This window comes from Neobacillus niacini, from assembly GCF_019749295.1.
GTDB lineage: Bacteria > Bacillota > Bacilli > Bacillales > Cytobacillaceae > Neobacillus > Neobacillus niacini_D.
On sequence record NZ_JACWFG010000005.1, the window covers coordinates 146,865 to 171,481 of the forward strand.

Genomic DNA, 24,617 nt, shown 5'->3' on the forward strand with positions numbered 1-24,617 from the left:
CTTTAACCAAACAAATCTTACATTGCCAAGAGGCTAATCCAAATAAAAGGATATTGAGTCAATTAGTAATACGATATTTTGTTTCTGCAAAGGAATTTGAATTCCATTTAATCTCATGTGAATTAATTCCTTCAACGGAACAACACACATTAGCTAAATTATAGACCTTCCATAAATCGGTAAATGGACTATATGGAAGAGCGAAGTAACATTTTGGCTGATGTCATGGTTGGGTCCCCTAAGAGGTTAATATTCCCAAGAAGCTGTCTCAATTAGAGGCGGCTTCTTTACTTTTTTTGGCTGTGTAAATGAATAGGAAAACTGGGCAATAAAGTGCATAAAAATTCAAAAAACTTTCGATAAGCTGTTATAATGGAATTAGAAGTATATAGGAAAGGGGCAAGATAATGTCAGGAATCCCAAATATGAATATTAACGATCAACAAAAAGTACTTATGGAGAAAGTACAGCACAGAGGATTAACAACAAGAAAGATTATTCAAAGAATTATGCTCATTACACTAGGAGCAGCTTTAATGGCCGTAGGCTTGGAAATTTTTCTTGTTCCCAATCATGTTATTGATGGAGGCATTGTAGGAATTTCGATCATGCTGTCGTATTTAACAGGTTGGAAATTAGGGCTTTTTATCTTTATTTTAAACATTCCTTTTTTCTTTATTGGTTACAAACAAATCGGTAAAACCTTCGCTCTATCCACTCTATATGGAATTATCATACTATCCATTGGCACCACTTTATTACATCCAGTACCGGCCTTTACCCAGGATATATTACTAGCAACCGTCTTTGGAGGAATAGTCCTTGGAATCGGTGTTGGAATGGTTATCCGTTATGGAGGATCCTTGGATGGTACGGAAATTCTCGCTATATTATTTAATAAGAAGCTTCCATTTTCTGTTGGTGAAATTATCATGTTTTTTAATTTATTCATTCTTGGAAGCGCTGGCTTTGTCTTTTCATGGGATCGAGCGATGTATTCTCTAATTGCCTATTTTGTTGCATATAAAACCATTGATATAACCATCACCGGTTTAGATGAATCCAAATCGGTATGGATTATTAGTGACAATTCAAAGGAAATCGGAGAGGCCATTATGAATCGCCTCGGTCGTGGAGTAACATATATACATGGAGAGGGTGCATACTCTGGTGATGACAAAAAGGTTATTTTTTGCGTAATTAACCGGCTTGAAGAGGCTAAGTTGAAGGAAATAGTGACTGAAAGTGATGAAAATGCATTCCTCGCTGTTGCCGATATCGCTGAAGTTCGCGGGGGCAGGTTTAAAAAACGAGATATTCATTAGAAAAACTGCCATTTGGCAGTTTTTTGACTTATTCGATATCTATTATGGTTAAAGAAAATCCTCTTATAAACATTCTCACTTTCTGTCGTTTATTGAAGAATTTGGGCCTGGTAAACCACAAATTTTGTCGTTGTATGCGCTTACCTAGGAAATAGTCAAGAGTCTTTTTGAATTATTTCCCAAGTCGGAGATGTTAGTTTCCTAACTAACATCTCTTTTTTATGTAACTATTTTCTAAAATAACAGTTCGAATACTTCATTTAATTCATGGGCTCTTTTTTCATCTAACTCTTCCTTTGCATAATTAATTTCATTTGGAAGAATTTTATTTAAAAAGTTTATTTCTTTTTGGTTTAACTGCCTGACAAAGTCTCCTTCAGATGAAAATTGCCCTTCAGATAATTTACGATAAATTTGCCTGCCCACAGAATGATCATCACTGTAATTTGACAATATTTCTCGTAAGTAACCCAATGTTGTATCCATTTTCTCAACCATCCTTTCATTTTTATCATTTGAAGAATTGATATTTATATACCTTATCGATAATATAGATTCACTTTTTAAAATTTGGTGCAGAATATAGGAGAAGCGATATTGGAAGGATTGGCACAAAAAGGGGGGATCTGCTTGATAAACCATCTGGTTAGAGCAGTACCAAATTTATTTACCATTGGTAATTTATTATCTGGAGTATTTTCGATTACTTTTAATATGAATGGTTTTTTACAAATGGCAGCAATGTTTATATTTTTATCAGCAGTATTTGACTTTTTTGATGGACGTTTAGCCAGAAGGTTGAAGGTAAACAGTGAATTTGGGGTAGAATTGGATTCGCTGGCAGATATTGTTAGCCTTGGAGTAGCACCGGCACTTCTTTTTTACTCGTTAGAACCGCCCTCAACCTTAACAACCATTGCCTTTATGCTGTTCCCAACTATGGGCGCATTGCGGTTAGCAAAATTCAATGTAAAGCCAACAAGAGGATACTTTATGGGGTTACCAATAACTGCTGCTGGATTGTTAATGGCTTTAATGGGAGTATTTCTGTATAGTAATGCATTTATTACCCTTATACTCTCCATACTTATGGTAAGCCCTGTCAGAATAAAGAAACTATAAATACATTATGTTAACAGTAAACAATTACTGTAAACATATAACATTTTAGCTTCAGTTTCCCAAACATTTTATTCATCCATAATGCAAAGATTAAGCTAATGGAAGGGTTGTTCCACATTTCAACCTTCCATGTCATTGTTAAATGAAGGAGTGCTTTGGATGAGAAAAAATATTTTAAAACCTTTTTTCAATATGTTTGGTAATAAACGAAAGAGCAGGGGGACCATGTGGGTATCTCTTCTCGGAGTTGGAATAAGTGCTGCGGTATTTGGTTTATCAAGGGTAAGACGTAAAGATAATATTACAGTGCCTTTTCAAGATGTAATCCAAAGCTTTACACACAAAAATAATCTTAATCTAAATAACAGTGCAATGGCTGAGTTCTCTGAAGAGTTACTAGCAAGTGCATTGAGAAATGATAATAAAAATCGATAAAAGAAGTCCGCTTAGCGGACTTTTTTTAAAGTGGAGGAAAAGGAACTTTCTTCGGATTATATTCAATGATATCAGAAGAATATAGCTTAATGACTAAGAGATTTCCAATCGTTCGTGCTTGAATGATAATTGGCTGATTATAGTTATTTCTAAATTCAAAATCAGGACCATACCAGCTTACCGTGGCGTCACGGTCAGGTGGTATGTAGGGAACATGCCTGCTATGGGAAAAACGTTGAACGATTTTTAGTCCTGCACTATCGACTGCATTAAATAAAGTAGAAGAAACTTGGCAGATTCCACCGCCAATATCTTCACTATATTCACCTCTCACTATCACTTTTGCTTTTTCATACCCCTTCGCAGCTGTTCTCCTGCCAACGACAGAATTAAAAGAAAAATTTTCACCAGGGAAAATGACATGATTATTTATGGCATCAACTGCTAATTGAATATTAGTTGTGCGCTTTTTATTCCTGGGATTGAAGGAAGTAATGTACCTTCCAATTCGAATACTGCGAATAGCAGAAAGGATTTCACTATCAACTTTTGGATAAACGGAATACATCGGAACTTCTATGCTTGAAGTGCTGCCATTGAAAAAGTAGGCATAGAAGTTTTCTGTAAAAGCTTGTCGATTCAAAGAGCTGCCAATTTGCTCAGGAATAATATTTTCATACTGATCTAACCTTGCATTTTTAGGTGAAACTGATAACTGTTTGTCTAATTGATTGACTAATTTGTTGTATTTTTTTGTATCTAGTATGTAGAAACTGTGATCACCGACAGCATAATCTTCTTTATTAATGATGGATATAGGCTTCCCGTCTCTGGTTATTGGTACACTGCCTTGAGGTACTACTGATTGAATCATAAATAGAACAGTAACTAACCATGTAAAACTCATAAACAAACCTCCCTCAGGATAATTTGAGGCAAAGTTTGTATTTTTATGTAAAAGAAAAACTAAATGTTGTTATGAAAGGTTGTGATACTTAAAAAAGTGTCATATCTTTTTTAATCTATTAATGAAAAAAGTGTTGAAAAATAGTATATAATCAAGTAATAACGCGAATTAAGCAATATGCTAGCAGCTTGCTATATAACTGATAGGAGTGTCTCCCTTGGCTGAAAACGGAAGAATACAATTAAATGTAAGGATTACTAAAGAAACGTCAGACAAATTAGATGAAATTGTGGAATACTATCAAGAAAACCTCAAATTAGGTCGAGTTTATAAAGGAGATGTCTTAACGGATATTATTGAAAAATCCTATGAGATTATGAATAAGCAAAAAAAAGGAATTAAGAGATATTGATTTTATACAAAGTATCAAAAATTTGTTAGAATATTTAGAAATAAATTTGAATATTTAATGTTTGGAGGTATAATAATAGGTGTGGCATACCAACTGGTTAGTATGTGGGAGGGGTAGAGTGAATGGATTTTTTATATTCTGCTAAAGTGAAAGAGTTACAGACAAAGCTGACGAACTTCATGGAAGAACATGTATACCCGAATGAACATGTGTATGAGCAACAATTAAATGAGCAGGAAAATCGATGGAGTGACGTTCCTCCTGTGATGGAGGAATTAAAGGAAAGAGCAAAGGCTGCTGGTCTCTGGAACTTGTTTCTTCCAGAAAGTGAATATGGAGCAGGCTTAACAAATTTGGAGTATGCACCACTTTGCGAAATTATGGGACGCTCTATGATAGGACCTGAAGTGTTTAACTGCAGTGCACCCGATACCGGAAATATGGAGGTTATTGTTCGCTATGGTAAGGAGGAGCACAAGGAAAAATGGCTAAAACCTTTATTAGCAGGTGAAATAAGATCTTGCTTTTCGATGACAGAACCGGCGGTCGCTTCTTCTGATGCAACAAATATTGAAGCAAGTATTGTTAGAGATGGTGATGAGTACGTCATTAATGGACGTAAGTGGTGGTCATCTGGCGCTGGAGATCCAAGATGTAAAATAGCGATTGTTATGGGAAAAACAGACTTTAATGCAGCCCGTCATGAACAGCAGTCGATGATTCTCGTTCCTCTTGATACACCAGGGGTGACAATAGAAAGAATGCTTCCTGTATTCGGCTATGACCATGCCCCGCATGGACATGCAGAGATCACCTATAAAGATGTTCGTGTGCCTGCAGAAAATATTCTCTGGGGAGAAGGTAAGGGTTTTGCCATTGCGCAAGGCAGACTAGGTCCAGGCAGGATTCATCACTGTATGAGGTTAATAGGTGCTGCAGAACGAGCTCTTGAGCTATTATGTAAGCGCGTTCAAGAACGCGAAGCCTTTGGTAAACCTCTTTCGAGTCAAGGAGTAATTAAAGAGTGGATTGCGGATTCAAGAATTGAAATTGAACAAGCAAGGCTGTTGACGCTAAAGGCAGCGTATATGATGGACACAGTTGGGAATAAAGAGGCGAAAGCGGAGATTGCCATGATTAAAGTAGTAGCACCTAACATGGCTTTACGTGTTATTGACAGAGCCATTCAAGCATTTGGCGGAGCTGGAGTATCAAATGATTTTCCACTTGCTGCGATGTGGGCAAACTCTAGGACTCTAAGACTTGCAGACGGTCCGGATGAAGTTCACCGTGCTCAGATTGCCAAGCTTGAATTAAGAAAATATCAATAATATTATCAATTTTTATAACAGTGCGGTATTCAAAAAAAGGTATTAGAAGATTGCTGTCGAAAGAAAAGGTTTGTAGAGAGAGATTAGGAGAGAGGCAGTGATAGTAACATGAAATTGAATCAAAAAATTGCCATTGTTACCGGCGGGGGTTCAGGTATCGGGCGCTCTGCAGCGATTCGCTTTGCAAGAGAAGGGGCAAAAGTAAGTGTTGCGGATGTAGATTCCGTAAGCGGTGAAGAAACCGTCAGCCTGATTAGAGAATATGGAGGGGATGCCATATTTGTCAAAAGTGATGTGAAAGACTCTAATCAGGTAAAAGAGCTAATCAACACCACAACAAAGACATTTGGAGGCCTGCATATATTGGTCAACAATGCAGGAATTAGTAATTCAGAGGTCAGAAGTGTTGATCTTTCAGAAGAAGAATGGGATCACGTGATTGACATTAATTTAAAGGGTGTATTCCTGGGAATTAAGTATGCTGTTCCTGAAATGAAAAAATCAGGAAGCGGATCAATCATTAATACTTCAAGTTTACTAGGTTTAAAGGGAAAAAAATATCAATCTGCTTATAACGCCTCGAAGGCAGGCGTAGTCCTGCTTACACAAAATGCTGCACTTGAATATGGCAAGTACAACATCCGTGTTAATGCTATTGCACCTGGTGTTATAGACACAAAGATTATAGATGTCTGGAAACAAGATGAAAGAAGATGGCCATTTATTTCAAAAGCAAATGCCCTAGGCAGGATTGGAACTCCAGATGAAGTAGCAAATGCTATTTTTTTCTTAGCTTCAGATGAAGCTTCGTTTATTACAGGTACAACTTTATCAGTTGATGGCGGCGGACTTACTTTTTAGTGAAATATTTTCTTTGGAGGGAAAAGAATGGCAGTAAAAAAAACGGGGATGGCTCAATATCCAGAGTCAATTTCATCAACAATCTCAATCCCTGAAAAAAATTTAGTAGAAATACTTCAAGAGACTACCTCAAAATATCCTGCAAATAATGCACTATCCTTCTTCGGAAGAAAAATTACCTATCAACAATTACTAGGACTTTCCCAAGGATTTACTTCTGCTCTTCAGCAGAATCAAGTTCAAAAGGGAGACCGTGTGGCACTAATGCTTCCAAACTGCCCGCAATATGTCATTTCCTATTATGGAACCTTAGGAGCAGGGGCAATTGTGACTCAAGTAAATCCAATGAGTGTTGAGCGAGAGCTTGAATATATCCTAAAAGACTCCGGAGCAGAAACTATTGTTGTTATGGATGCGTTTTATCCTAGAGTAAAAAGTGTTCAGCCAAGGACCAATTTGAAAAATATTATTGTCGTAAGTATCCAGCCTACTGGACAAGAATTTATTCCAGATCGCAGTTTTGAACAATTCTTGGCAACTGGTAACGGACAGGTAACACCAGTAAATATTGAAATGGAGCATGATATTGCTGTCCTTCAATATACAGGCGGTACAACAGGCAGGTCTAAGGGAGCGATGTTAACCCACCGAAACATTGTGGCAAACGTCCTTCAGTCCTATGAATTCTTCAAGCACGAATTTGAACTTGGGAAGGAACGATGTTTAACGGTAATACCGCTCTTCCATGTCTTTGGGATGACGGCATGTATGAACCTAACCATTTATACAGGCGGGGAATCTATCATGCTTCCACGTTTTGAAATAGAGGAAGTTTTAAATACAATTAAAAATGAACAGCCAACTACCTTCCCAGGCGTTCCAACCATGTATGTAGCGATTACAAACCATCCGCGTGCTGAGGAGTACGGAATAAATAGTATAAAAACCTGCAATAGCGGAAGTGCACCTATGCCAGTTGAACTTCTGCGTGAGTTTGAACGAAAAACAGGGGCGAAGATTTTAGAAGGGTACGGATTATCTGAGGCTTCACCAACAACACATTGCAACCCCCCATTTGCAGACCGCAAACCTGGCAGTGTAGGAATTGGGATGCCATCAACGCAATATAAAATTGTAGATGTGGGTAGTGGATTAGAAGAAGTTCCTGTGGGAGAGCTTGGCGAAGTGATTATTAAAGGTCCTCAAATCATGAAGGGTTACTGGAATATGCCAGAAGAAAGTGCTAATACATTAAGAGACGGCTGGCTATACACAGGTGATATTGCAAAGGTAGATGAAGATGGATATTTATATATTGTTGACCGTAAAAAGGATCTAATTATTGCAAGCGGTTTCAATATTTATCCTCGAGATATTGAAGAAGTTCTGTATGAACACCCTGCTATCCAAGAAGCTGTAGTAATTGGTGTTCCTGACCCTTACCGTGGAGAGGATGTGAAGGCGTTTGTCGTTTTAAAAGCAGGGCAAACAGTGAATGAAGAAGAAGTCATTCAATATTGTAAGCAAAATATGGCAGCATATAAGGTACCGCGAAGTGTTGAATTCCGTGATCAATTGCCAAAAACACAAGTTGGTAAAATACTCCGACGTGCCTTACGAGAGGAATCAGTAAAAAAATAGAAAGACTACCCATTTTTGCGCAGATTGTCCGTGTTTGATGCGAAAAGGAATATGGTATAATTTTCACTAGACATATTACAGATTGCGAGGACATAAGCGGTGAAAGACAAAATAACTGAACACAGTATACAATTGTTTGAGAAAAAGGGGTTTAAGGAAACGTCTATACAGGACATTGTTGATTCTATTGGAGTAACAAAAGGGACGTTTTATTATTATTTTTCTAGTAAAGAAGAACTCTTAATGGATATTCATCTTGGATACATTAATTACTTATTAGAAAAACAAAGAAAAATCTTAGAGGATAACAATAGCTGCAAAGAGAAGTTATTCGAGATTGTTTATATGTTAATAAGTAATATAAAAATACAAGGCTCTGCTGCCAAAATCTTCTTTAGGGAAATGAAAAACTTAAATGAAGAAAGACTTGCCTTAATTGTGCCAAAACGAGACGAATTCCGCTTAAATGTTGAGAAAATACTTAAAGAGGGAATTGAAAATGGAGAGTTTCGAAACGACTTAAATGCTCCTATCATAACCTTTGGCATTCTTGGTGCTGCAAACTGGAGCTATCAGTGGTTTAATCCAAATGGGGTATCTACGGATCGCGAGGTAGCAGAGATATTCGTTGAAATGATATTAGAAGGCATTCAAGCAAATTGAAAAAATTTAGAGGGTTTTGTATAAAAACTAAACCCTCTTTTGATGATTGCATACTATCCAGTTGGTATGATGCGAAAATACTGAATGTTTAGAAAAACAGGGGAGGGACATTATGCCTCATCAAATGAATAAAGATACCATTCCAGTCCGTAAAGGGGAGGAATTAAATTTAACTGTATTGGAACAATTTTTACGCAGCAATATTGAAAACCTGCCAAATAGCCCCCTAGAACTTCTGCAATTTTCCGCAGGTCATTCTAATCTGACCTATCAAATTAAAATGGGTGAATGGGAAGCCGTGTTACGACGTCCGCCGTTAGGACCTGTTGCACCTAAAGCACACGATATGGAAAGAGAGTTCAAAATTATATCTGAGCTTCATTCAGTCTTTTCAGTTACACCGAAGCCGGTCCTTTTTTCAAATCAAGAAGAGATTGTCGGAAGTCCCTTCTTCATTATGGAACGAAAAAATGGCATTGTCATTGACACCTCTTTCCCAGAAGAAATAAAGGTAACGGAAGAACTATGTCATAGGCTCTCAGAAGTAATGGTTGATAAATTAGTCCAGCTGCATGGAATAAATTATAAAGAAACGGGTCTAGGAGCGATAAGTAAACCTGAGGGTTTCACTGAAAGACAGGTTCATGGCTGGATTAGCCGTTATGAACGGGTGAAAACCGATGAAATAAATGCGGTTGAATCTCTAAAAAAATGGCTGGCTGGTAATATTCCAATTCAACAAGATGCTGCTGTTATTCACTATGATTACAAGTTTAATAATGCAATGTTTAATGAAAGTTTAAGTGATATGGCGGGGCTTTTTGATTGGGAGATGGCAACGGTAGGTGACCCGCTTGCAGACCTTGGTGTAGCGATGGGTTATTGGAATCAAACCGATGATCCAGATGAACTAAAAAAGGGACAAGGAACTGCATCAATAACAGTAAACGAAGGATTCTTTTCTAGGAAGCAATTTATTGAGCTATATGCCAAGAAAAGCGGACGAGATGTTTCCAATATGAACTTTTATTTAACCTTTGCCTATTTTAAACTAGCGGTTATATGCCAGCAAATCTACTACCGTTATAAGAAAGGGCAAACAAATGATTACCGTTTTGCAAACTTCAACGATAAGGTAAAAACGTTAATTGAACATGCTGCCAGGGTTGCTTCTGAAGAGTTGTAGCTGAGGGGATGCAGGGCGGAAATTACTTGCGAATAGCGAGAAGATAAGGGAGGAAGATTTTATTGATGAATAATGATTTATTAGTAGAAAAATTGGGTCCTGTATTGGCATTAACATTGAATCGTCCAGAGAGTTTAAATGCATTTAGTCCGGATATGATTCTTGGATTGAAAAACGCACTTCACGAAGCAAAAAATGATTCAGATATACAGGTAATTGTTTTATCTGGCTCTGGCCGCTCCTTTAGTGCTGGTGGTGATGTGAAAACAATGGGGCAAGCAGATGGCAGTCAAGTCTATGACCATATTGGAAAACTAAATGAACTAATTTTACAAATGAAGGATTTAGAAAAACCAATTATCGCTGCTGTCCATGGCTTTGCGGCAGGAGCAGGTTTTAATTTAGCTTTAGCTTGTGACCTCATTGTTGCTGCGGAAGATAGTAAATTTGCCCTTAGCTTCTCAAAAGTGGGTCTTGTTTCTGATGGCGGCGGGTCTTATTTCCTTCCTAAGTTGATTGGACCGCACTTAGCAAAACAATTCTTCTTTAGTGCAGAACCGATTCCTGCAAAGCGGCTCTATCAATTAGGCGTGATTAATTCATTATTCTCCCTAGAGAGACTTCAAGAAGAAACTACGAAACTAGCATTGAGTTTAGCACAAGGGCCTGGCAAGGCATTTGGAAAGCAAAAGAAATTAATTGATCATTCATTCAACTCAACGCTTGAAGAAATCCTTGAAGAAGAAAGGCTCACACAAGTGCTAATGGTACAAACAGAAGATCATAAGGAAGGCGTAGCAGCCTTTAAGGAAAAAAGAAAGCCGGCGTATAAAGGCAGATAGAAGGGGAGTTTAAACATGAAAGCAGTTCAGTTAAAAGAATATGGCGGACCTGAAGTATTGGAGATGGTTGAAATTGAAAAACCTGTTCCTTCAGGTCGTGAGGTACTCATCGAAATCAAAGCAATTGGTGTCAATTATGCAGATACAGCTAGAAGAGAAGGGCAATATGTTGTCAAAACACCACTTCCTTTTATTCCTGGAGCAGAAATTGCAGGTATAGTAGCCTCAGTCGGAGATAAGGTGACAAGCGTTAAGCCTGGAATGAGGGTTGTGACGTTAATTGAATCGGGGGGATATTCAGAATTTGCTCTTGCTGATGAGCGCTCTCTGATTCCAGTTCCTGAGCAATTAGACTATCAAAATGCAGTTGCCCTTCCACTTCAAGGATTAAGTGCCTATCATGTGTTAAAAACGATGGGCCGTTTGGAAAAAGGGGAATCCGTTCTTGTTCATGCCGCCGCAGGTGGAGTTGGAACTCTAGCTGTACAATTGGCAAAGCTGTTTGGTGCAGGAAAAGTCATTGCTACTGCAAGCTCTTCAGAAAAATTAGAACTCGCCCGCCAAATGGGTGCAGATATACTAATTAATTACAGTGAGTCAAACTGGGTAGAACAGGTCCTTGAAGCGACTGGTGGAAAGGGCGTAGATGTTGCTCTTGAGATGGTAGGCGGTGATGTTTTCCAAAAAACATTAAAGTGTCTAGCCACCTTTGGCCGTCTTGTCGTATTTGGTGCAGCAAGCGGGGAGCAGAGCAAAATGTATCCGTCTTCGCTGATGGCCCGAAATCAGTCAGTGATTGGCTTTTTCCTGCCGCAGATTATGAGGAAACCGGAGTTACTGCAGCCAAGTTTAGTAGAATTGCTAAGTTATCTGGGTGAAGGTAAGCTGAAGCTGACCATTGGCGGCGTGTTTCCACTTGATGAAGCAGCAAACGTACATCGATTATTACAATCTCGGAAAACCACAGGAAAATTGATTTTAGAACCGTAGTCAAAAACAAAGTAAATATCAAAGGGGATATGATATGAGTTCGGTTGTTGAAAGTGTTACGGGTCCAATTTCTGTAGGACAATTAGGCAAAACACTGATTCATGAGCATTTTGTTTTTGGTTATCATGGCTTTCAGGGAGATGTTACACTAGGGGGATTCAATGAAAATGAGGCACTAGAGACGGCGATTGCTGCTGCAAAGCAGATGATGAGTTTTGGTATACAGACGGTTGTCGATCCGACTCCAAATGAGTGTGGACGAAATCCTCTTTTTCTTAAAAAGGTATCTGAAGCGACTGGACTGCAAATTATCTGTGCAACAGGCTACTATTATGAAGGTGAAGGAGCTCCTCCCTATTTCAAGCTGAGACAGGGACTAGGTACGGCAGAAGAGGAAATCTACGAAATGTTTAAAGTAGAAATAACGGAGGGAATTGCCGGAACTGGTATAAAGCCTGGGATCATTAAGCTCGCCTCTAGTAAGGACGAAATTACAGAGTATGAAAAAATGTTTTTCCGTGCAGCTGCTAGAGTTCATCAAGAAACCGGAATCGTTATCCTGACTCATACGCAAGAAGGAACGATGGGACCAGAACAAGCAAAAATGTTAATTGAACTTGGTGTTGATCCTAGTAAAATCATCATTGGTCATATGTGTGGCAATACGAATCCTGCATATCATAAGGAAGTTCTAGACCAGGGCGTGAGAATTGGTTTTGATCGTTTTGGTATTCAGGTATTGGTGGGTGCGCCGTTTGATCAGGAAAGAATTAACACCTTAGTAAGCTTACTAAATGAGGGATACGAGGACCAAATTTTATTGTCACACGATAGCATCATTGTTTGGCTTGGCAGACCGCCAGTTATGGATGAACAAGTATCTCAAATTATGGGCAATTGGCAGCCGGCACATATTTTTGAAAATATCCTTCCTGTGCTTCGTGAAAAGGGAATCAATGAAACTCAATTTGATAAAATGTTAGGTGGAAATGCAAAAGAACTTTTTGCGGGATCACCTGTAAGAGTATAAAACATTAGCAGGAGGTCTGGCATATCCCAGGCCTCCTTTTTTCATGGGTATATTAACAAACTATGAACAAAGTATTACATAGCCGGGAAGTTTTTACGATATAGTTGATATGAGAAGAAAATCGTTTAAACTGATGAATAGAAGAGTTTTTCTAAGGAGTGGACATATTTTGAAAATACTCGTAATTGAAGATAATACAAGTGTATGTTCAATGATTGAGATGTTTTTTGCCAAAGAAGGAATAGAAGGGACCTTTGTTAATGACGGTCTTGAAGGTTACAACACGTTCAAAACTGGAAATTGGGATGCTTTGATTGTTGATTGGATGCTGCCGGGCATGGATGGGGTAAGTATTTGCCGAAAAATCAGAGAAGAGAAATATACAGTCCCAATTATCATGCTGACTGCGAAAGATACAGAGTCTGACCAAGTACTTGGGCTGGAAATGGGAGCGGATGATTATGTTACTAAGCCATTTAGCCCACTAACTTTAATGGCGAGAATTAAGGCAGTCACACGCAGATACCAAACTCAAGTGAATAATCAGCCAGATGATTACCTGCAGACGGAACATTTTAAAATTAGTAAGAATACGCGTGAAGTTTTGGTCAATGGCGTTCCTATTACAAATCTTACACCAAAAGAGTTTGATCTTTTATATTATATGGTTGAACATCCAAGGCAGGTTTTTTCAAGAGAACAGCTGCTAGAACGTGTTTGGGGTTATCAATTTTACGGGGACGAACGAACAGTAGATGTACACATTAAGCGACTGCGTAAAAAAGTGGAAACCACTACACAGCCATTCTTCCACACTGTATGGGGAGTAGGTTATAAGTTTGATGAGTCGATTCAGACAGATAAGAATTAAGTATTTTTCTCAACAGTTTATCAGTCATATTAGTATTATCATAGTGGCTTTTCTAGTTTTAAGTGTTTTATTTGCTCATTATGTCGGAAATCTGGTATATGAGGAAAAGGCGGATGAATTAATCTCTTATGGGAAAGCCATCATTTCTGATATTGAACAGAATCCAATTGCAACGGATAAAATCATTACTCAATATAGTAATACTTTGCGGTCTAGAAAGATAAGTTTTAGTATGTTTGATCAAGAGGCCAATCTTTATACTGTCGGTAGAAGTGGACCTGCCATTGAATTAAAACCTGATGAGTGGAAAAAAATCACAAATGGTAAAACCATTATTGTCCAAAGTGATTATAAGCGATTTGATCATGGTGTTACCTTTGTTGTTTTACCATATATAGACAGTCGCGACAGATTTGTGGGAGGTATATTGTTAACCTCGCCAATAAGCGGTTCAAGTGCTATGATTCGCCAAGTAAACCAATTTTTAATTTATACCATCCTAATTGCATTAGGCGTTTCATTTTTACTGAGCTGGCTGTTATCAAAAATCCATGTGAACCGGATTAAACGGCTCCGTGAAGCGACCTCGCTTGTTTCAGCTGGGGATTACCATGTGCACGTCCCGTCCTCTAATTTTGATGAAATTGGCGAATTAGCAAATGACTTTAACCATATGGTGAAAAAATTAAACCATTCGATGGAGGAAATTGACGCACTAGAGAATCGCAGACGTCAATTTATGGCAGATGTTTCTCATGAAATGCGTACTCCATTAACGACGATAAGCGGCGTTATTGAAGGATTAAAAAATGACATGATTCCTGAAGAAGATAAAGAACGTGGGATCAATTTAGTGAGCCAGGAAGCAAAACGGCTTATGCGTCTTGTCAATGAAAACCTTGATTATGAAAAGATACGTTCAAACCAAATTCAGTTATTTAGGGAAGATATTCAGTTATTAGAATTATTAGAAATTATTCAAGAACAATTATCCGTGCAGGCTGAAGAGAAAAATGTAGATATAAAGGTTGAAGCAGACGAAGAGGTAATGGTCAATGCTGACTATGATCGACTTGTCCAAATTCTGATTAATATTACAAAAAACAGCATCCAATTTACTTCTAATGGTACGATATGGCTTAGGGGCAGAAAAAATCCAAAAGGTACGATTATTGAAGTAGAAGACACAGGTGTGGGTATTGACCCTAGTGAAGTGGAGAACATTTGGCGTCGTTTCTACAAAGCTGATATTTCTAGAACGAGTAATCCCTATGGGGCATTTGGACTAGGTTTATCGATTGTAAAGCAACTGGTACTCCTTCATAACGGAGAGATCGATGTTCAAAGTGAAAAAGGAAAAGGTACCAAATTTACCATAACCTTTAAACAGTAGCAGCAGGGTAATTCCTGCTGTTTTTATTTTTGATTATCCGACTTTTTTCTTAATAATTTCCAAATCCCGTTATAGTTTGTTAACAATTTTTTCATAATTGTTGGCTAAAGTATAGATAAGAAAACAAATTACACAAATTTACGTGTAAAGGAGAAGAAAGAGTATGAATTACAAAGATGAATTCGAAAAAGAGAATGAGAATACCATCAAACATACATCAGAAGAAATACCAGATGTTTATGATAGTCAATCAGAAGAAAATGAACCAATATCCAAAAACGTAGATGAACCAGTTTATTCAGCGGACGAGCCTGATAAAAGAACGGAGGAAATAGAACAAACACAAAAAGAGATGGTTACGGAACAACCTGCGAATCGTGTAGAGTTCAAAAACAGTACAAAGAAAAAGAAAAGAAATGTAAAAGGTTTTGCATCAATGGTAGCAGCTGGTGTAGTTGGTTCAGTGTTGACATTGACAGTCCTCCCATACACCGATTACTTAGAAAATTTTCATCAAATTGAGGAAAAACAGCCAATTGGAATCTCCCAGCAAAGTGCTGATCCAGAAGTGAATACCGTAACAGCACAACCTACATCATCAAAGTCTGCGTCGTCCATTGCGGATACTGTGGAGCAGCTGTCAAAAACCATTGTGGGGATAGTCAATTATCAGCAGCGTGAAAGTAGAGGCTTTTATGGAAGCAGTACCTCGCAAAATGTTGAGAGTGGAACAGGCTCCGGGGTTATTTTTCAAAAAAATAAAGACATAGCTTATATTGTAACCAATAATCATGTTGTAGAAGGTGCCACAAAGCTTGAGGTATCGTTATATAACGGTGAAAAAGTTAGTGCCGAAATAGTTGGAACCGACGCTTTAACGGATTTAGCTGTGATTAAAATTGATAGTAAATATGTTGAGGCTGTTGCAGAATTTGGTGATTCCTCCACCCTCAGACCTGGTGATCAGGTTTATGCAATTGGAAATCCATTAGGACTGGATTTTGCAAGAACCGTAACTGAGGGGATCGTTAGTGCAATCAACAGAAATATTGCCGTTTCAACATCAGCAGGAAATTGGGAAACCAATGTTATTCAAACAGATGCAGCCATCAACCCTGGTAATAGTGGAGGGGCATTAATTAATCCTGATGGTCTGGTTATTGGAATTAACAGTTTGAAGATTGCTACGAGTGGTGTGGAAGGTTTAGGTTTTGCAATCCCAAGTAATGACCTTATTCCAATTGTAAATGAGTTAATTGAAAACGGAAAAGTAGAAAGACCATATCTTGGAATCGGCCTGGCTGATTTAAGCGATGTGCCACAAATGTATTGGGAGAACCTTCCTGAAAGTGTCAAGGAAGGGGTTATGATTACAGCAGTTGAACCAAACTCTGCGGCTGCTAATGGAGGACTAAGGGCCCAGGATGTAATTGTTTCCATGAATGGTACAAAAATTGCCAATTCTTCAGATTTAAGAAAACAATTGTACACTAATGTGAAAAATGAAGATGAAATAAAATTTGAAGTATATCGTGATGGAAAGCTTACCACTGTAAACGTTAAGCTAACGAAATAATCTTAGGGAGCAAATTAAGTAATGACTTTTATCAAGGAAAATAAAAAATTAGTTTTAATGATCGGGGTACTGATCCTAGCAATTGGAGTATTTCTAAGCTTAGTATTAACAAAAGATAAAGCGATTGCCAAAATAAATGGGGATGCCATCAGTAAAGATGAATTGTATGATGTGATGGTCAAGCAATATGGTTCAGCTGCGGTGGAGCAATTAATTGCCGATAAAATTGTTGCTGCTGAAGCAAAAAAGGAAAAAATCAGCATAACAGACGAAGATTTAGATAAAGAAGTGGAGCAATTAAAGCAGTCTTATGGTGGAGAGGAAGTCTTTAATCAAGTACTGGCATCTAATAATACTACAGTTGATGTACTTAAAGATGAATTAAAAAACTACTTGACCATGCGTAAATTAATAGAACCGCAAATAGAAATCAGTGATGAGGAAATAAAAACATACTTCGATGAAAACAAAGATTCTCTAGGTGAAGCAGAACAAGTAAAAGCAAGCCATATTCTTGTCGAGGATGAAGCTGTTGCGAAGGAAGTTAAACAAAAGCTCACGGATGGGGCTGATTTCGCAGAGCTGGCAAAGGAATATTCAACAGACGAGGGATCAAAGGAAAATGGCGGTGAACTTGGCTTCTTCCCAAGAGGTACGATGGTAACAGAATTTGATGATGCAGCTTTTTCTTTGCCAATAAACGAAATTAGTGACCCAGTAAAATCAGATTATGGGTACCATATTATTAAGGTAGAAGAGAAAAAGGAAGCCAAAGAAGCAAACTTTGAAGATAGTAAAGCTACGATTAAAGAAACACTCATTGATCAAAAACTGGAAACAGAATACTCTACTTGGCTTGAAGAAATGAAAAAGGATTACGATATTGAAAATTCCCTTGAAAGTGTAGTGGGATAACTGTCGTGAAGAGGTGAAAAAGGTGAATCAGGTCGGAAGATATGCAGCAAGTGATGAAGTTGATGGATTCGAACTGATGAAAATGGTCATGGAACTGCCGGAAAAAGACAAAATGCTAATGTGGTCTCAAGGATATATTGATACCGTTGTCGAAAAAATGCCAGAGTACGCTCGTGATATTTTAGAGAATCGAAAGAATAAATGGGAGAATACAAAGGAATTTTATCTTGACCAGATTCAAGAAATACTAAATGATGAGGAATTCAAAAAGCAGGCTAAGGGCGAACGGAAGGAGTTTGCCCTTTTTGTCATGGAGCATTATGGCGAACTGCAGTCTTTATTGTTTGCGGCCTATGATGGAAAAATAACTGATGAAGATGTAAGGAGATTTGTATATCGGCGTAGGTTTGGCGGAAGAAAGAAATATTTACATTAAGTCTTGCGAAATACAATTTGAAACCTTTTGATTAGTCAGAAAAAATAGGCTTGCAATGATAAATAAAAATATTTACAATATAGTTATATTGAGTTGAAACGGAGGTGTAAAGAGATGGTTCGTTCTATTTTTGTACGTGTACAGTGGCTGGAAGCGCTATATTTGTGCCGTGCAATTTTTCATGAAGTAATTTTCAAAGGGGGTAGTCTGCCCTTTTTTCGAAATTACAATATGAATATAGAACGATAACACATCTCTTTACCCATTAATAAAAATAGGTAGGAAGAGGGTGCCTTTTTAGCACTCTTTTTTCATGCCATTTTTAAGCTGCGGGTATCTATTGATACCTGCATTTTTTTGTAAAGAGAGTGTTCAAAAAAGGAGAATGAACATGATCGTATGTAGTGTTAATCATATAATAAAATCATTTGGCGGAAATATTATTTTTGAAGATCTATCATTTGAAATCCATGAAGGAAATCGGGTCGGTTTGGTTGGTCGGAACGGCAGCGGGAAAACGACATTACTAAAAATGCTTGCCAATCAAGAAACGGTTGATGGCGGTGTAATACATTGGAAAAAGGGGCTGAAAATTGGCTACCTAGCCCAAATTCCAGATTATAACGACTTAACTGTGAAAGAAGTCTTAAAGACTGCGTTTGAGCAATTAGTGAAAACAGAATTAAAACTTCAGCAATTAGAGTTTGAAATGGGGCAAGAGCTTTCACCTGAACAGCTTCAAAAACTCATGAACGAATACGGAAAGCTTCAGGATGATTTTATCCTAAACGGCGGATATGAAATGGATGCGCAAATGGATACTGTTACACATGGATTAAATATTACAAACCTAATTGATAAACCTTTTACACTGTTAAGCGGCGGTGAAAAGACGAAGGTGGGTCTGGCGTTAAGTTTATTAAAGAAACCAGAGCTGCTGTTATTAGATGAGCCAACTAACCATCTAGACTTAATGGCAATTGAGTGGCTGGGGACCTTCCTCAAGGAATATTCCGGCACCATCATTCTTATTTCTCATGATCGTTACTTTTTAGATGAGGTCGTGACAAAGGTTCTCGATATGGAGGATGGCGAAATAGAGCTGTACCATACAAATTTTAGCGGCTTTGTAAAAGAGAAGGAAGAACGGTTGTTAAGGGAGTTCCAGGAATACCAAGAACAGCAGCGGAAAATTAAAAAAATGAAAGAAGCAATTAAACGTCTTCGTGATTGGGCCAATCGTGCCAATCCACCGAGCGCTGCACTTCATAAACGGGCCACTAATATGCAACGGGCACTGGATCGCATAGAAAAGCTCGACCGTCCAAAGCTAGACGTAAAAAAAATGGCGATTGACTTTGAAGCCAAGAACCGCAGCGGGAAGGATGTTATTAAACTAGAGGATGTCTCGAAAAGTTTTGGAAGCAGGACACTTTTTGAAGAAGTAAATATGCTGATTCAGTACAGAGATCGGACCGCGATTGTGGGCGAAAATGGAACGGGGAAATCAACTCTGTTAAAGATGATCCTTCGTGAATGTGATAGTGATAAAGGTAGTGTTAAGGTTGGCAGTAATGTAAAGATTGGCTATTTATCTCAGCATGTATTTCATACCATTGGTGATGAGCGGGTTATTGATGTATTTCGTTCAGAAGTAACTGTTAATGAAGGGGAAGCACGACATATTTTAGCCCGGTTCTTATTTTATGGTCCAGCGGTGTTTCGTAAGGTGAATCAATTGAGCGGCGGGGAGAGAATGCGATTGCGTCTCGCTCAGCTTATGCATCAGGATATTAACCTTTTGGTACTAGATGAACCCACAAACCATCTTGATATTGATTCCTGTGAGGTATTAGAAGAAGCATTGGAGCAATTTAACGGCACCATTTTAGCCGTATCTCATGACCGGTATTTTCTCAATAAGTTGTTTACAAAAATTTATTGGCTTCAGGATGGGACTGTATATTTCTTCGATGGGAACTATGATTGGGCGAAAGAGAAATTAAGTTTGGTTAAAGTAGTTCCATCCTCCCAACCTGAAAAAACAGCACCGAAAAAAGTTGAAAAAGTTCAGAAACAACTAGCAGTTGTATCTATTAATGCATTGGATATTGAACAAAAACTGGAGGAACTTGAGGCCCAGATTCACTCATTGAAGCAGCGGATGGAAGCAGGATTAGACCTAGAAATTCTTCAAAATAATTACAAAGAATTAGAGAAATTAGAAATAGAAAGAGATCATTTATATAAGCAACTGGATGATGTGGTTTAGATTCACTCTCAACCCTCAAGAGAAATGTCTCTTGGGGGATTTTTTATTAAACCGGTAATGTTTATAATAGTAAATGAATGAAAAAAGGAGGGATAAAATGGTATATCTAGCAGAAGAATCTCGATATAACACAATGAAATACAATAGAAGCGGGAGATCTGGTTTACAACTGCCAGCGATATCACTAGGTTTATGGCATAATTTTGGCGGAGTAGATACATATGAAAATGGCCGGGCATTGCTAAGAAGAGCATTTGATTTAGGGATCACTCACTTTGACCTTGCTAATAATTATGGACCACCACCTGGGTCTGCAGAAGAAATGTTCGGCAGAATGTTAAAAGGTGATTTTGCACCATACCGGGATGAGATGATTATCTCAACGAAAGCCGGCTATACCATGTGGCCGGGACCATACGGGGATTGGGGTTCAAGAAAATATCTAATTTCCAGCTTAGACCAAAGCTTAAAACGTATGGGTTTAGAGTATGTGGATATTTTTTATTCTCACCGGCCTGATCCAAATACACCACTTGAAGAAACAATGGGCGCGCTTGATTCCATTGTCCGCCAAGGAAAAGCACTTTATGTTGGTATTTCAAATTATAGCGCCGAACAAACAGCGGAGGCAGTCAAAATCTTAAATGCATTAGGAACGCCGCTTGTCATTCATCAACCAAACTATTCCATGTTCAATCGCTGGATAGAAGATGGCTTGCAGGATGTATTACAGGAAAATGGAGTGGGCTCGATTGTATTTTGCCCGTTAGCGCAGGGCTTGTTAACTAATAAATATATTAATGGCATCCCAGCTGATTCACGAGCGGCAAAAACATCAAGCTTTTTAAGTAAAGAGCAAGTGACAGACGAAGTTGTAAATCGAGTGAAAAAATTAAATGAGATTGCAGTGGAACGAGGTCAAAATTTAGCCCAAATGGCTCTTGCCTGGGTCCTCAGAGGAGGAAGAGTAACCTCTGCATTAATCGGTGCCAGCCGGGTAAGTCAATTAGAAGAGAATGTTGCTGCTTTAAATAATCTTTCTTTCACAGAGGAAGAATTAAATAGAATAGAAGATATTTTAAAGAGTTAGATGTCTGAAGCTAACTTTGTGTGAGATTTGCGTTTTGTTAGGAAAGATTTGTTTCATCATTTGTCATCGAATACTCCCATCGGAATATGCTGTAGGTGAATACACATGGGAGGTGACTTAATGGCAGTAGTTAAAGCCAGTTCTTCGGATATTGACCTTTTAGCAAGACTGCTTAGGGCAGAAGCCGAAGGGGAAGGCACCCAAGGAATGTTAATGGTAGGAAATGTGGGGATCAATCGCATACGTGCAAATTGCTCTGATTTTAAAGGTCTTAGAACAGTTCCGCAAATGATTTACCAGCCGCATGCTTTTGAAGCTACTACAAAAGGTTATTTTTATCAACGCGCCAGAACAACTGAAAGGCGCTTAGCTCAAAGAGCTGTTAATGGAGAAAGAATTTGGCCGGCGAAATTTTCTCTTTGGTATTTCAGACCTGAGGGTGATTGCCCGCAAACATGGTACGATCAACCTCTAGTTGGACGATTCAAACTGCATTGTTTCTACCAGCCTACAGGTGAAGAATGCGAAAATATTTATAACACCTATTAATCGTAATAGAGCCGTATTTCGCGGCTCTAATTTTTTTGCTTTTCGAAAAATACAGCAATCATTATAATTAGACTTATTAAAAAAATAAGGTTGGTCCAAAATGCAAAGATTTTCTATGAAGCAATTAATAATTCTCCTTACTGTTACATTAACCGGTGTATTATGGTCAGTTATATTCCATCAGCCGCTGGTCATTGGGTTTCTGCCTGGTTTTCTATTTCTAGTCTATCTTTCAATACAGATTAAGCAGAGTGTCAAACAAGTCTTCATGATAAGTATAAGAGGAGTTAATAAGACAAAGGTTGTCATTTTAATTCTATTCCTAGTTAGTTTTTTACTCCCTTCCTGGTATCTTTCAGGAACGATTGAGCAAATGGTGAAAATTGCACTTAATTTAATTAATCCGCATTATTTTTATGTTTTAACATTTATTTCAGCAATGGTCTTTTCTATGCTTCTTGGAACAACGGTTGGAACTCTTAGTGCGATTGGGATTCCAATATTGGGTACAGCTGTGATTTTAAATTTGCAGGCTGAGATTGTAGCAGGGGCATTGGTTTCAGGGGCGTTTGTCGGAGACAGAACCTCACCATTTTCAAGTGCTCATCAGCTTCTAGCACATACAATTGAATTACCAGTAAAAAAACAATGGAATGCGATGTTAATTACTACATTAATCTCTGTTGTTGTATCTTTTCTATTTTATGGAAGCTTTGATTTCTTTTCTGATGTAACAATACGTTATTCAGCGCCTTTACGATGGAGTGATCTATCGTTGATAAAGTTTATCCCACCTATCATTTTACTTCTCTTGGTTCTATTCCGAGTTAGTATTATTTATGCTTTTCTTACAAGTATCATTTCCGCTGGCATCATTTCGTTAATTGAGGGTGTAGCGCTAGTGGAAATTGTTCACGCTTTTTGGAATGGAATTGATGGCCTAGGCGGAGGCTTTATTCAAATGTACGAACTATTGCTGTTTCTTGCAGTAGCCGGCGCCTATAATGGTCTACTGGAAGAATTAAAGGTCATTCAGCCTTATCTTGATAAATGGCTGCAAAGTTCAACTTCTTTAACAGGAGACACGTTTAAAACTTTGCTGGCTACTCTATTGATAAGTTTTATTGCCGCTAATCAAACGCTGCCGATTATCCTGACAGGGAGATCCTTCTTACCTCATTGGTCAAGTAAATATGGGAAAGCAGAATTGGCAAGAGTGATGGGGGATACCACCATGATTTTCCCTGGTATTGTGCCTTGGAGTGTGTTGGCGATTATGTGCAGTACTATAGTCGGAATCCCCATTTTGGAGTATTTGCCCTATGCATCATTTTTATGGTTTTTACCTTGTTTGACCCTAACAGTTTCCTTGTTCAAACATGTCCGAAAGTCAAAAAGTATAGCATCTGCTTAACGTAACATGCCTTTTTGTTAAGAATGAACTCCCTTGTAACCACATATAAGTGGATATATAGAACTTTGGACAAGGGATGGGAATCATGCTTAAAAAATTTGCGGTTATCGGATTTGGCAGTACGATGATTGGAGTCGGGGTGAATGGGTTTATATTACCCTTCCATCTTATTAATGGCGGGATGTTTGGAATTAGCATCGTATTCAACTATCTATGGCATTTTAGTATTGGATTGACGTTTGTCTTTTTGAATATACCGGTATATCTACTTGCTTATAAATCGGATTATGATTACTTCTTTTATGGATTAATCGGGGCTGTTTTTTCAGGATTTATGATTGAAATCTTAGTACCTTTACGAGATGTATTCCATTTGCCGATTATTAGCTCTGTGATAATCGGGGGAGTCATCGTTGGACTTGGGGTAGGGATAATGTTAAGAAATCACATTAGTCCAGGTGGAATGGATCTGCTAGCATTGCTACTTGCAAAATGGACAAAGATTAATGTCGGGATCATTGCTTATGCGATTGATACAGTGATTATTATGTCGAGTCTATTTCTGCTTCGGGAACCTAGATTGCTATATTCGTTGTTAATTGTTTCGATTGTAGGGTTACTAGCGACTGTACTCACCTCAGTGCGTAATTATGAAAATTGATGAATGTTTAGTAAAATAGGGTCATTAATGTTAAATGAATAGAGGTCAATATGTTAAAGCCAGTAAATGATCATATAAAAGAAAATTTAAAGGTTTTATTTGTCGGATTTAATCCAAGTATTCGTTCAAGCGAAACGGGACATCACTTTGCCAATCCCAACAATCGGTTTTGGCGAATTCTTTATGAAGCGGGTTTGACTCCACGAAGGTTTGATGCTGCGGAAGATGCTAAATTGTTAGAGTTAGGTATGGGCATCACCAATATTGTTGCAAGACCGACCAAAGCCGCTGATGAGATTACGAAAGAAGAATATATAGAGGGAAAAGAGATTCTAAGGAAAAAAATTGAGCAATTAAAGCCGAGGATTGTCTGCTTTGTAGGCAAAGGAGTGTATCAGGAATACAGCGGTTTGAAAACTGTTCCATGGGGGAAGCAGGAGAAAGCAGTCGTCTCCGGAACAATTGATTTTGTTGCACCGTCATCCAGCGGGTTAGTTAGAATGAAAATAGAAGAAATTGTTGAGATTTATAAGAAATTAGAAGTACTAATAAATATTTAAACTATTTTTCTGGAGAGATATCGTGATATCGGATATATCGGCGTTAACTGGAATATATCAGCGAAAAATCGAATATATCAGCGATAAATCGAACATATCAGCGATAAATCGAACATATCAGCGAAAATCGAATAT

Annotated in this window: 26 protein-coding genes; 24 read left to right on the forward strand and 2 right to left on the reverse strand. The window is 38.1% G+C overall.

Features of this window, described 5'->3' with window-relative positions:
* Positions 1–455 precede the first annotated feature (455 nt).
* The gene (locus H0184_RS09540) at positions 456–1,325 is read left to right on the forward strand and encodes a YitT family protein (RefSeq protein WP_396953591.1); all 870 of its coding nucleotides are present in this window, start codon (positions 456–458) and stop codon (positions 1,323–1,325) included.
* Positions 1,326–1,559: 234 nt separating this feature from the next.
* On the opposite strand, the gene H0184_RS09545 is transcribed toward H0184_RS09540, so the two are convergent.
* The gene (locus H0184_RS09545; protein WP_221823790.1) at positions 1,560–1,811 is read right to left on the reverse strand and encodes a sigma-G-dependent sporulation-specific acid-soluble spore protein CsgA; all 252 of its coding nucleotides are present in this window, start codon (positions 1,809–1,811) and stop codon (positions 1,560–1,562) included.
* A gap of 144 nt (positions 1,812–1,955) precedes the next feature.
* On the opposite strand from H0184_RS09545, the gene pssA reads away from it, so the two are divergent.
* Both pssA and H0184_RS09555 read left to right on the forward strand, forming a co-directional pair.
* Positions 1,956–2,447: a CDP-diacylglycerol--serine O-phosphatidyltransferase gene (gene pssA / locus H0184_RS09550; RefSeq protein WP_221823792.1), complete on the forward strand. Its 492-nt coding sequence runs from the start codon at positions 1,956–1,958 to the stop codon at positions 2,445–2,447.
* Between the two features lie 159 nt (positions 2,448–2,606).
* Positions 2,607–2,882, forward strand: a complete 276-nt coding sequence (locus H0184_RS09555) for a hypothetical protein (RefSeq protein WP_221823794.1) — start codon at positions 2,607–2,609, stop codon at positions 2,880–2,882.
* Positions 2,883–2,907: 25 nt separating this feature from the next.
* Here the strand turns inward: H0184_RS09555 and H0184_RS09560 are convergent, their stop codons facing one another.
* Positions 2,908–3,789, reverse strand: a complete 882-nt coding sequence (locus tag H0184_RS09560; RefSeq protein WP_221823796.1) for a VanW family protein — start codon at positions 3,787–3,789, stop codon at positions 2,908–2,910.
* Positions 3,790–4,006: 217 nt separating this feature from the next.
* On the opposite strand from H0184_RS09560, the gene H0184_RS09565 reads away from it, so the two are divergent.
* The 21 genes from H0184_RS09565 to mug all read left to right on the forward strand — a co-directional run bounded on the left by H0184_RS09565 (position 4,007) and on the right by mug (position 24,482).
* Complete coding sequence (locus H0184_RS09565) at positions 4,007–4,201, forward strand: hypothetical protein (protein ID WP_221823798.1); 195 nt, start codon at positions 4,007–4,009, stop codon at positions 4,199–4,201.
* 122 nt (positions 4,202–4,323) lie between these two features.
* Complete coding sequence (locus tag H0184_RS09570; protein ID WP_221823800.1) at positions 4,324–5,532, forward strand: acyl-CoA dehydrogenase; 1,209 nt, start codon at positions 4,324–4,326, stop codon at positions 5,530–5,532.
* A 108-nt stretch (positions 5,533–5,640) separates the two neighbouring features.
* The gene (locus H0184_RS09575; RefSeq protein ID WP_221823802.1) at positions 5,641–6,393 is read left to right on the forward strand and encodes an SDR family NAD(P)-dependent oxidoreductase; all 753 of its coding nucleotides are present in this window, start codon (positions 5,641–5,643) and stop codon (positions 6,391–6,393) included.
* 27 nt (positions 6,394–6,420) lie between these two features.
* Positions 6,421–8,034 carry a long-chain-fatty-acid--CoA ligase gene (locus tag H0184_RS09580; protein ID WP_221823804.1) on the forward strand — a complete coding sequence of 538 codons (1,614 nt, stop codon included), beginning with the start codon at positions 6,421–6,423 and terminating at the stop codon, positions 8,032–8,034.
* Positions 8,035–8,133: 99 nt separating this feature from the next.
* Positions 8,134–8,697, forward strand: coding sequence for a TetR/AcrR family transcriptional regulator (locus H0184_RS09585; RefSeq protein WP_221823806.1), 564 nt, complete (start codon positions 8,134–8,136; stop codon positions 8,695–8,697).
* Between the two features lie 112 nt (positions 8,698–8,809).
* Positions 8,810–9,883: a phosphotransferase family protein gene (locus H0184_RS09590; protein WP_221823808.1), complete on the forward strand. Its 1,074-nt coding sequence runs from the start codon at positions 8,810–8,812 to the stop codon at positions 9,881–9,883.
* A 65-nt stretch (positions 9,884–9,948) separates the two neighbouring features.
* On the forward strand, positions 9,949–10,725 hold the full coding sequence (locus H0184_RS09595; RefSeq protein ID WP_396953592.1) for an enoyl-CoA hydratase/isomerase family protein: 777 nt from the start codon (positions 9,949–9,951) through the stop codon (positions 10,723–10,725).
* 15 nt (positions 10,726–10,740) lie between these two features.
* Positions 10,741–11,715 carry a quinone oxidoreductase family protein gene (locus H0184_RS09600; protein WP_221823812.1) on the forward strand — a complete coding sequence of 325 codons (975 nt, stop codon included), beginning with the start codon at positions 10,741–10,743 and terminating at the stop codon, positions 11,713–11,715.
* 34 nt (positions 11,716–11,749) lie between these two features.
* Positions 11,750–12,745 carry a phosphotriesterase family protein gene (locus H0184_RS09605; RefSeq protein ID WP_221823814.1) on the forward strand — a complete coding sequence of 332 codons (996 nt, stop codon included), beginning with the start codon at positions 11,750–11,752 and terminating at the stop codon, positions 12,743–12,745.
* A 169-nt stretch (positions 12,746–12,914) separates the two neighbouring features.
* Positions 12,915–13,616, forward strand: coding sequence for a response regulator transcription factor (locus H0184_RS09610; RefSeq protein WP_221823816.1), 702 nt, complete (start codon positions 12,915–12,917; stop codon positions 13,614–13,616).
* Positions 13,588–15,009, forward strand: coding sequence for a sensor histidine kinase (locus H0184_RS09615; RefSeq protein WP_221823818.1), 1,422 nt, complete (start codon positions 13,588–13,590; stop codon positions 15,007–15,009). The genes H0184_RS09610 and H0184_RS09615 overlap by 29 nt, the downstream gene beginning before the upstream one ends.
* A 163-nt stretch (positions 15,010–15,172) precedes the next feature.
* Positions 15,173–16,585, forward strand: coding sequence for a S1C family serine protease (locus tag H0184_RS09620; RefSeq protein ID WP_221823820.1), 1,413 nt, complete (start codon positions 15,173–15,175; stop codon positions 16,583–16,585).
* A gap of 21 nt (positions 16,586–16,606) precedes the next feature.
* The gene (locus H0184_RS09625; RefSeq protein ID WP_260631515.1) at positions 16,607–17,500 is read left to right on the forward strand and encodes a peptidylprolyl isomerase; all 894 of its coding nucleotides are present in this window, start codon (positions 16,607–16,609) and stop codon (positions 17,498–17,500) included.
* 22 nt (positions 17,501–17,522) lie between these two features.
* A complete protein-coding gene (locus tag H0184_RS09630; RefSeq protein WP_221823822.1) occupies positions 17,523–17,936 on the forward strand; it encodes a hypothetical protein in 414 nt (137 codons plus the stop codon).
* Positions 17,937–18,050: 114 nt separating this feature from the next.
* Entirely contained in the window at positions 18,051–18,185 is a 135-nt protein-coding gene (locus H0184_RS27980) for an RAxF-45 family protein (RefSeq protein ID WP_313771738.1), read from the forward strand.
* A 136-nt stretch (positions 18,186–18,321) separates the two neighbouring features.
* Entirely contained in the window at positions 18,322–20,208 is a 1,887-nt protein-coding gene (gene abc-f, locus H0184_RS09635) for a ribosomal protection-like ABC-F family protein (RefSeq protein WP_463674756.1), read from the forward strand.
* 97 nt (positions 20,209–20,305) lie between these two features.
* Positions 20,306–21,298 carry an L-glyceraldehyde 3-phosphate reductase gene (gene mgrA / locus H0184_RS09640; protein WP_221823826.1) on the forward strand — a complete coding sequence of 331 codons (993 nt, stop codon included), beginning with the start codon at positions 20,306–20,308 and terminating at the stop codon, positions 21,296–21,298.
* Positions 21,299–21,418: 120 nt separating this feature from the next.
* Positions 21,419–21,847: a cell wall hydrolase gene (locus H0184_RS09645; RefSeq protein ID WP_221823828.1), complete on the forward strand. Its 429-nt coding sequence runs from the start codon at positions 21,419–21,421 to the stop codon at positions 21,845–21,847.
* A gap of 100 nt (positions 21,848–21,947) precedes the next feature.
* Positions 21,948–23,261 carry a Na+/H+ antiporter NhaC family protein gene (locus H0184_RS09650; RefSeq protein ID WP_221823830.1) on the forward strand — a complete coding sequence of 438 codons (1,314 nt, stop codon included), beginning with the start codon at positions 21,948–21,950 and terminating at the stop codon, positions 23,259–23,261.
* A gap of 85 nt (positions 23,262–23,346) precedes the next feature.
* Positions 23,347–23,922, forward strand: a complete 576-nt coding sequence (locus tag H0184_RS09655; RefSeq protein ID WP_221823832.1) for a YitT family protein — start codon at positions 23,347–23,349, stop codon at positions 23,920–23,922.
* Positions 23,923–23,972: 50 nt separating this feature from the next.
* Positions 23,973–24,482 carry a G/U mismatch-specific DNA glycosylase gene (gene mug / locus H0184_RS09660; protein WP_221823834.1) on the forward strand — a complete coding sequence of 170 codons (510 nt, stop codon included), beginning with the start codon at positions 23,973–23,975 and terminating at the stop codon, positions 24,480–24,482.
* The last annotated feature ends 135 nt before the right edge of the window (positions 24,483–24,617 follow it).

What these genes read in the sequence shown, in the direction of transcription:
- H0184_RS09545 (WP_221823790.1), bottom strand. Translation starts at nt 1,811, where the DNA reads ATGGATACAACATTGGGTTACTTACGAGAAATATTGTCAAATTACAGT.
- H0184_RS09555 (WP_221823794.1), top strand. Translation starts at nt 2,607, where the DNA reads ATGAGAAAAAATATTTTAAAACCTTTTTTCAATATGTTTGGTAATAAA.
- H0184_RS09580 (WP_221823804.1), top strand. Translation starts at nt 6,421, where the DNA reads ATGGCAGTAAAAAAAACGGGGATGGCTCAATATCCAGAGTCAATTTCA.
- H0184_RS09650 (WP_221823830.1), top strand. Translation starts at nt 21,948, where the DNA reads ATGCAAAGATTTTCTATGAAGCAATTAATAATTCTCCTTACTGTTACA.
- H0184_RS09570 (WP_221823800.1), top strand. Translation starts at nt 4,324, where the DNA reads ATGGATTTTTTATATTCTGCTAAAGTGAAAGAGTTACAGACAAAGCTG.
- H0184_RS09560 (WP_221823796.1), bottom strand. Translation starts at nt 3,789, where the DNA reads ATGAGTTTTACATGGTTAGTTACTGTTCTATTTATGATTCAATCAGTA.
- H0184_RS09575 (WP_221823802.1), top strand. Translation starts at nt 5,641, where the DNA reads ATGAAATTGAATCAAAAAATTGCCATTGTTACCGGCGGGGGTTCAGGT.
- H0184_RS09590 (WP_221823808.1), top strand. Translation starts at nt 8,810, where the DNA reads ATGCCTCATCAAATGAATAAAGATACCATTCCAGTCCGTAAAGGGGAG.
- mug (WP_221823834.1), top strand. Translation starts at nt 23,973, where the DNA reads ATGTTAAAGCCAGTAAATGATCATATAAAAGAAAATTTAAAGGTTTTA.
- H0184_RS09540 (WP_396953591.1), top strand. Translation starts at nt 456, where the DNA reads ATGGAGAAAGTACAGCACAGAGGATTAACAACAAGAAAGATTATTCAA.
- H0184_RS09595 (WP_396953592.1), top strand. Translation starts at nt 9,949, where the DNA reads ATGAATAATGATTTATTAGTAGAAAAATTGGGTCCTGTATTGGCATTA.
- H0184_RS09645 (WP_221823828.1), top strand. Translation starts at nt 21,419, where the DNA reads ATGGCAGTAGTTAAAGCCAGTTCTTCGGATATTGACCTTTTAGCAAGA.
- H0184_RS27980 (WP_313771738.1), top strand. Translation starts at nt 18,051, where the DNA reads ATGGTTCGTTCTATTTTTGTACGTGTACAGTGGCTGGAAGCGCTATAT.
- H0184_RS09615 (WP_221823818.1), top strand. Translation starts at nt 13,588, where the DNA reads ATGAGTCGATTCAGACAGATAAGAATTAAGTATTTTTCTCAACAGTTT.
- abc-f (WP_463674756.1), top strand. Translation starts at nt 18,322, where the DNA reads ATGAACATGATCGTATGTAGTGTTAATCATATAATAAAATCATTTGGC.
- mgrA (WP_221823826.1), top strand. Translation starts at nt 20,306, where the DNA reads ATGGTATATCTAGCAGAAGAATCTCGATATAACACAATGAAATACAAT.
- H0184_RS09620 (WP_221823820.1), top strand. Translation starts at nt 15,173, where the DNA reads ATGAATTACAAAGATGAATTCGAAAAAGAGAATGAGAATACCATCAAA.
- H0184_RS09605 (WP_221823814.1), top strand. Translation starts at nt 11,750, where the DNA reads ATGAGTTCGGTTGTTGAAAGTGTTACGGGTCCAATTTCTGTAGGACAA.
- H0184_RS09600 (WP_221823812.1), top strand. Translation starts at nt 10,741, where the DNA reads ATGAAAGCAGTTCAGTTAAAAGAATATGGCGGACCTGAAGTATTGGAG.
- H0184_RS09625 (WP_260631515.1), top strand. Translation starts at nt 16,607, where the DNA reads ATGACTTTTATCAAGGAAAATAAAAAATTAGTTTTAATGATCGGGGTA.
- H0184_RS09655 (WP_221823832.1), top strand. Translation starts at nt 23,347, where the DNA reads ATGCTTAAAAAATTTGCGGTTATCGGATTTGGCAGTACGATGATTGGA.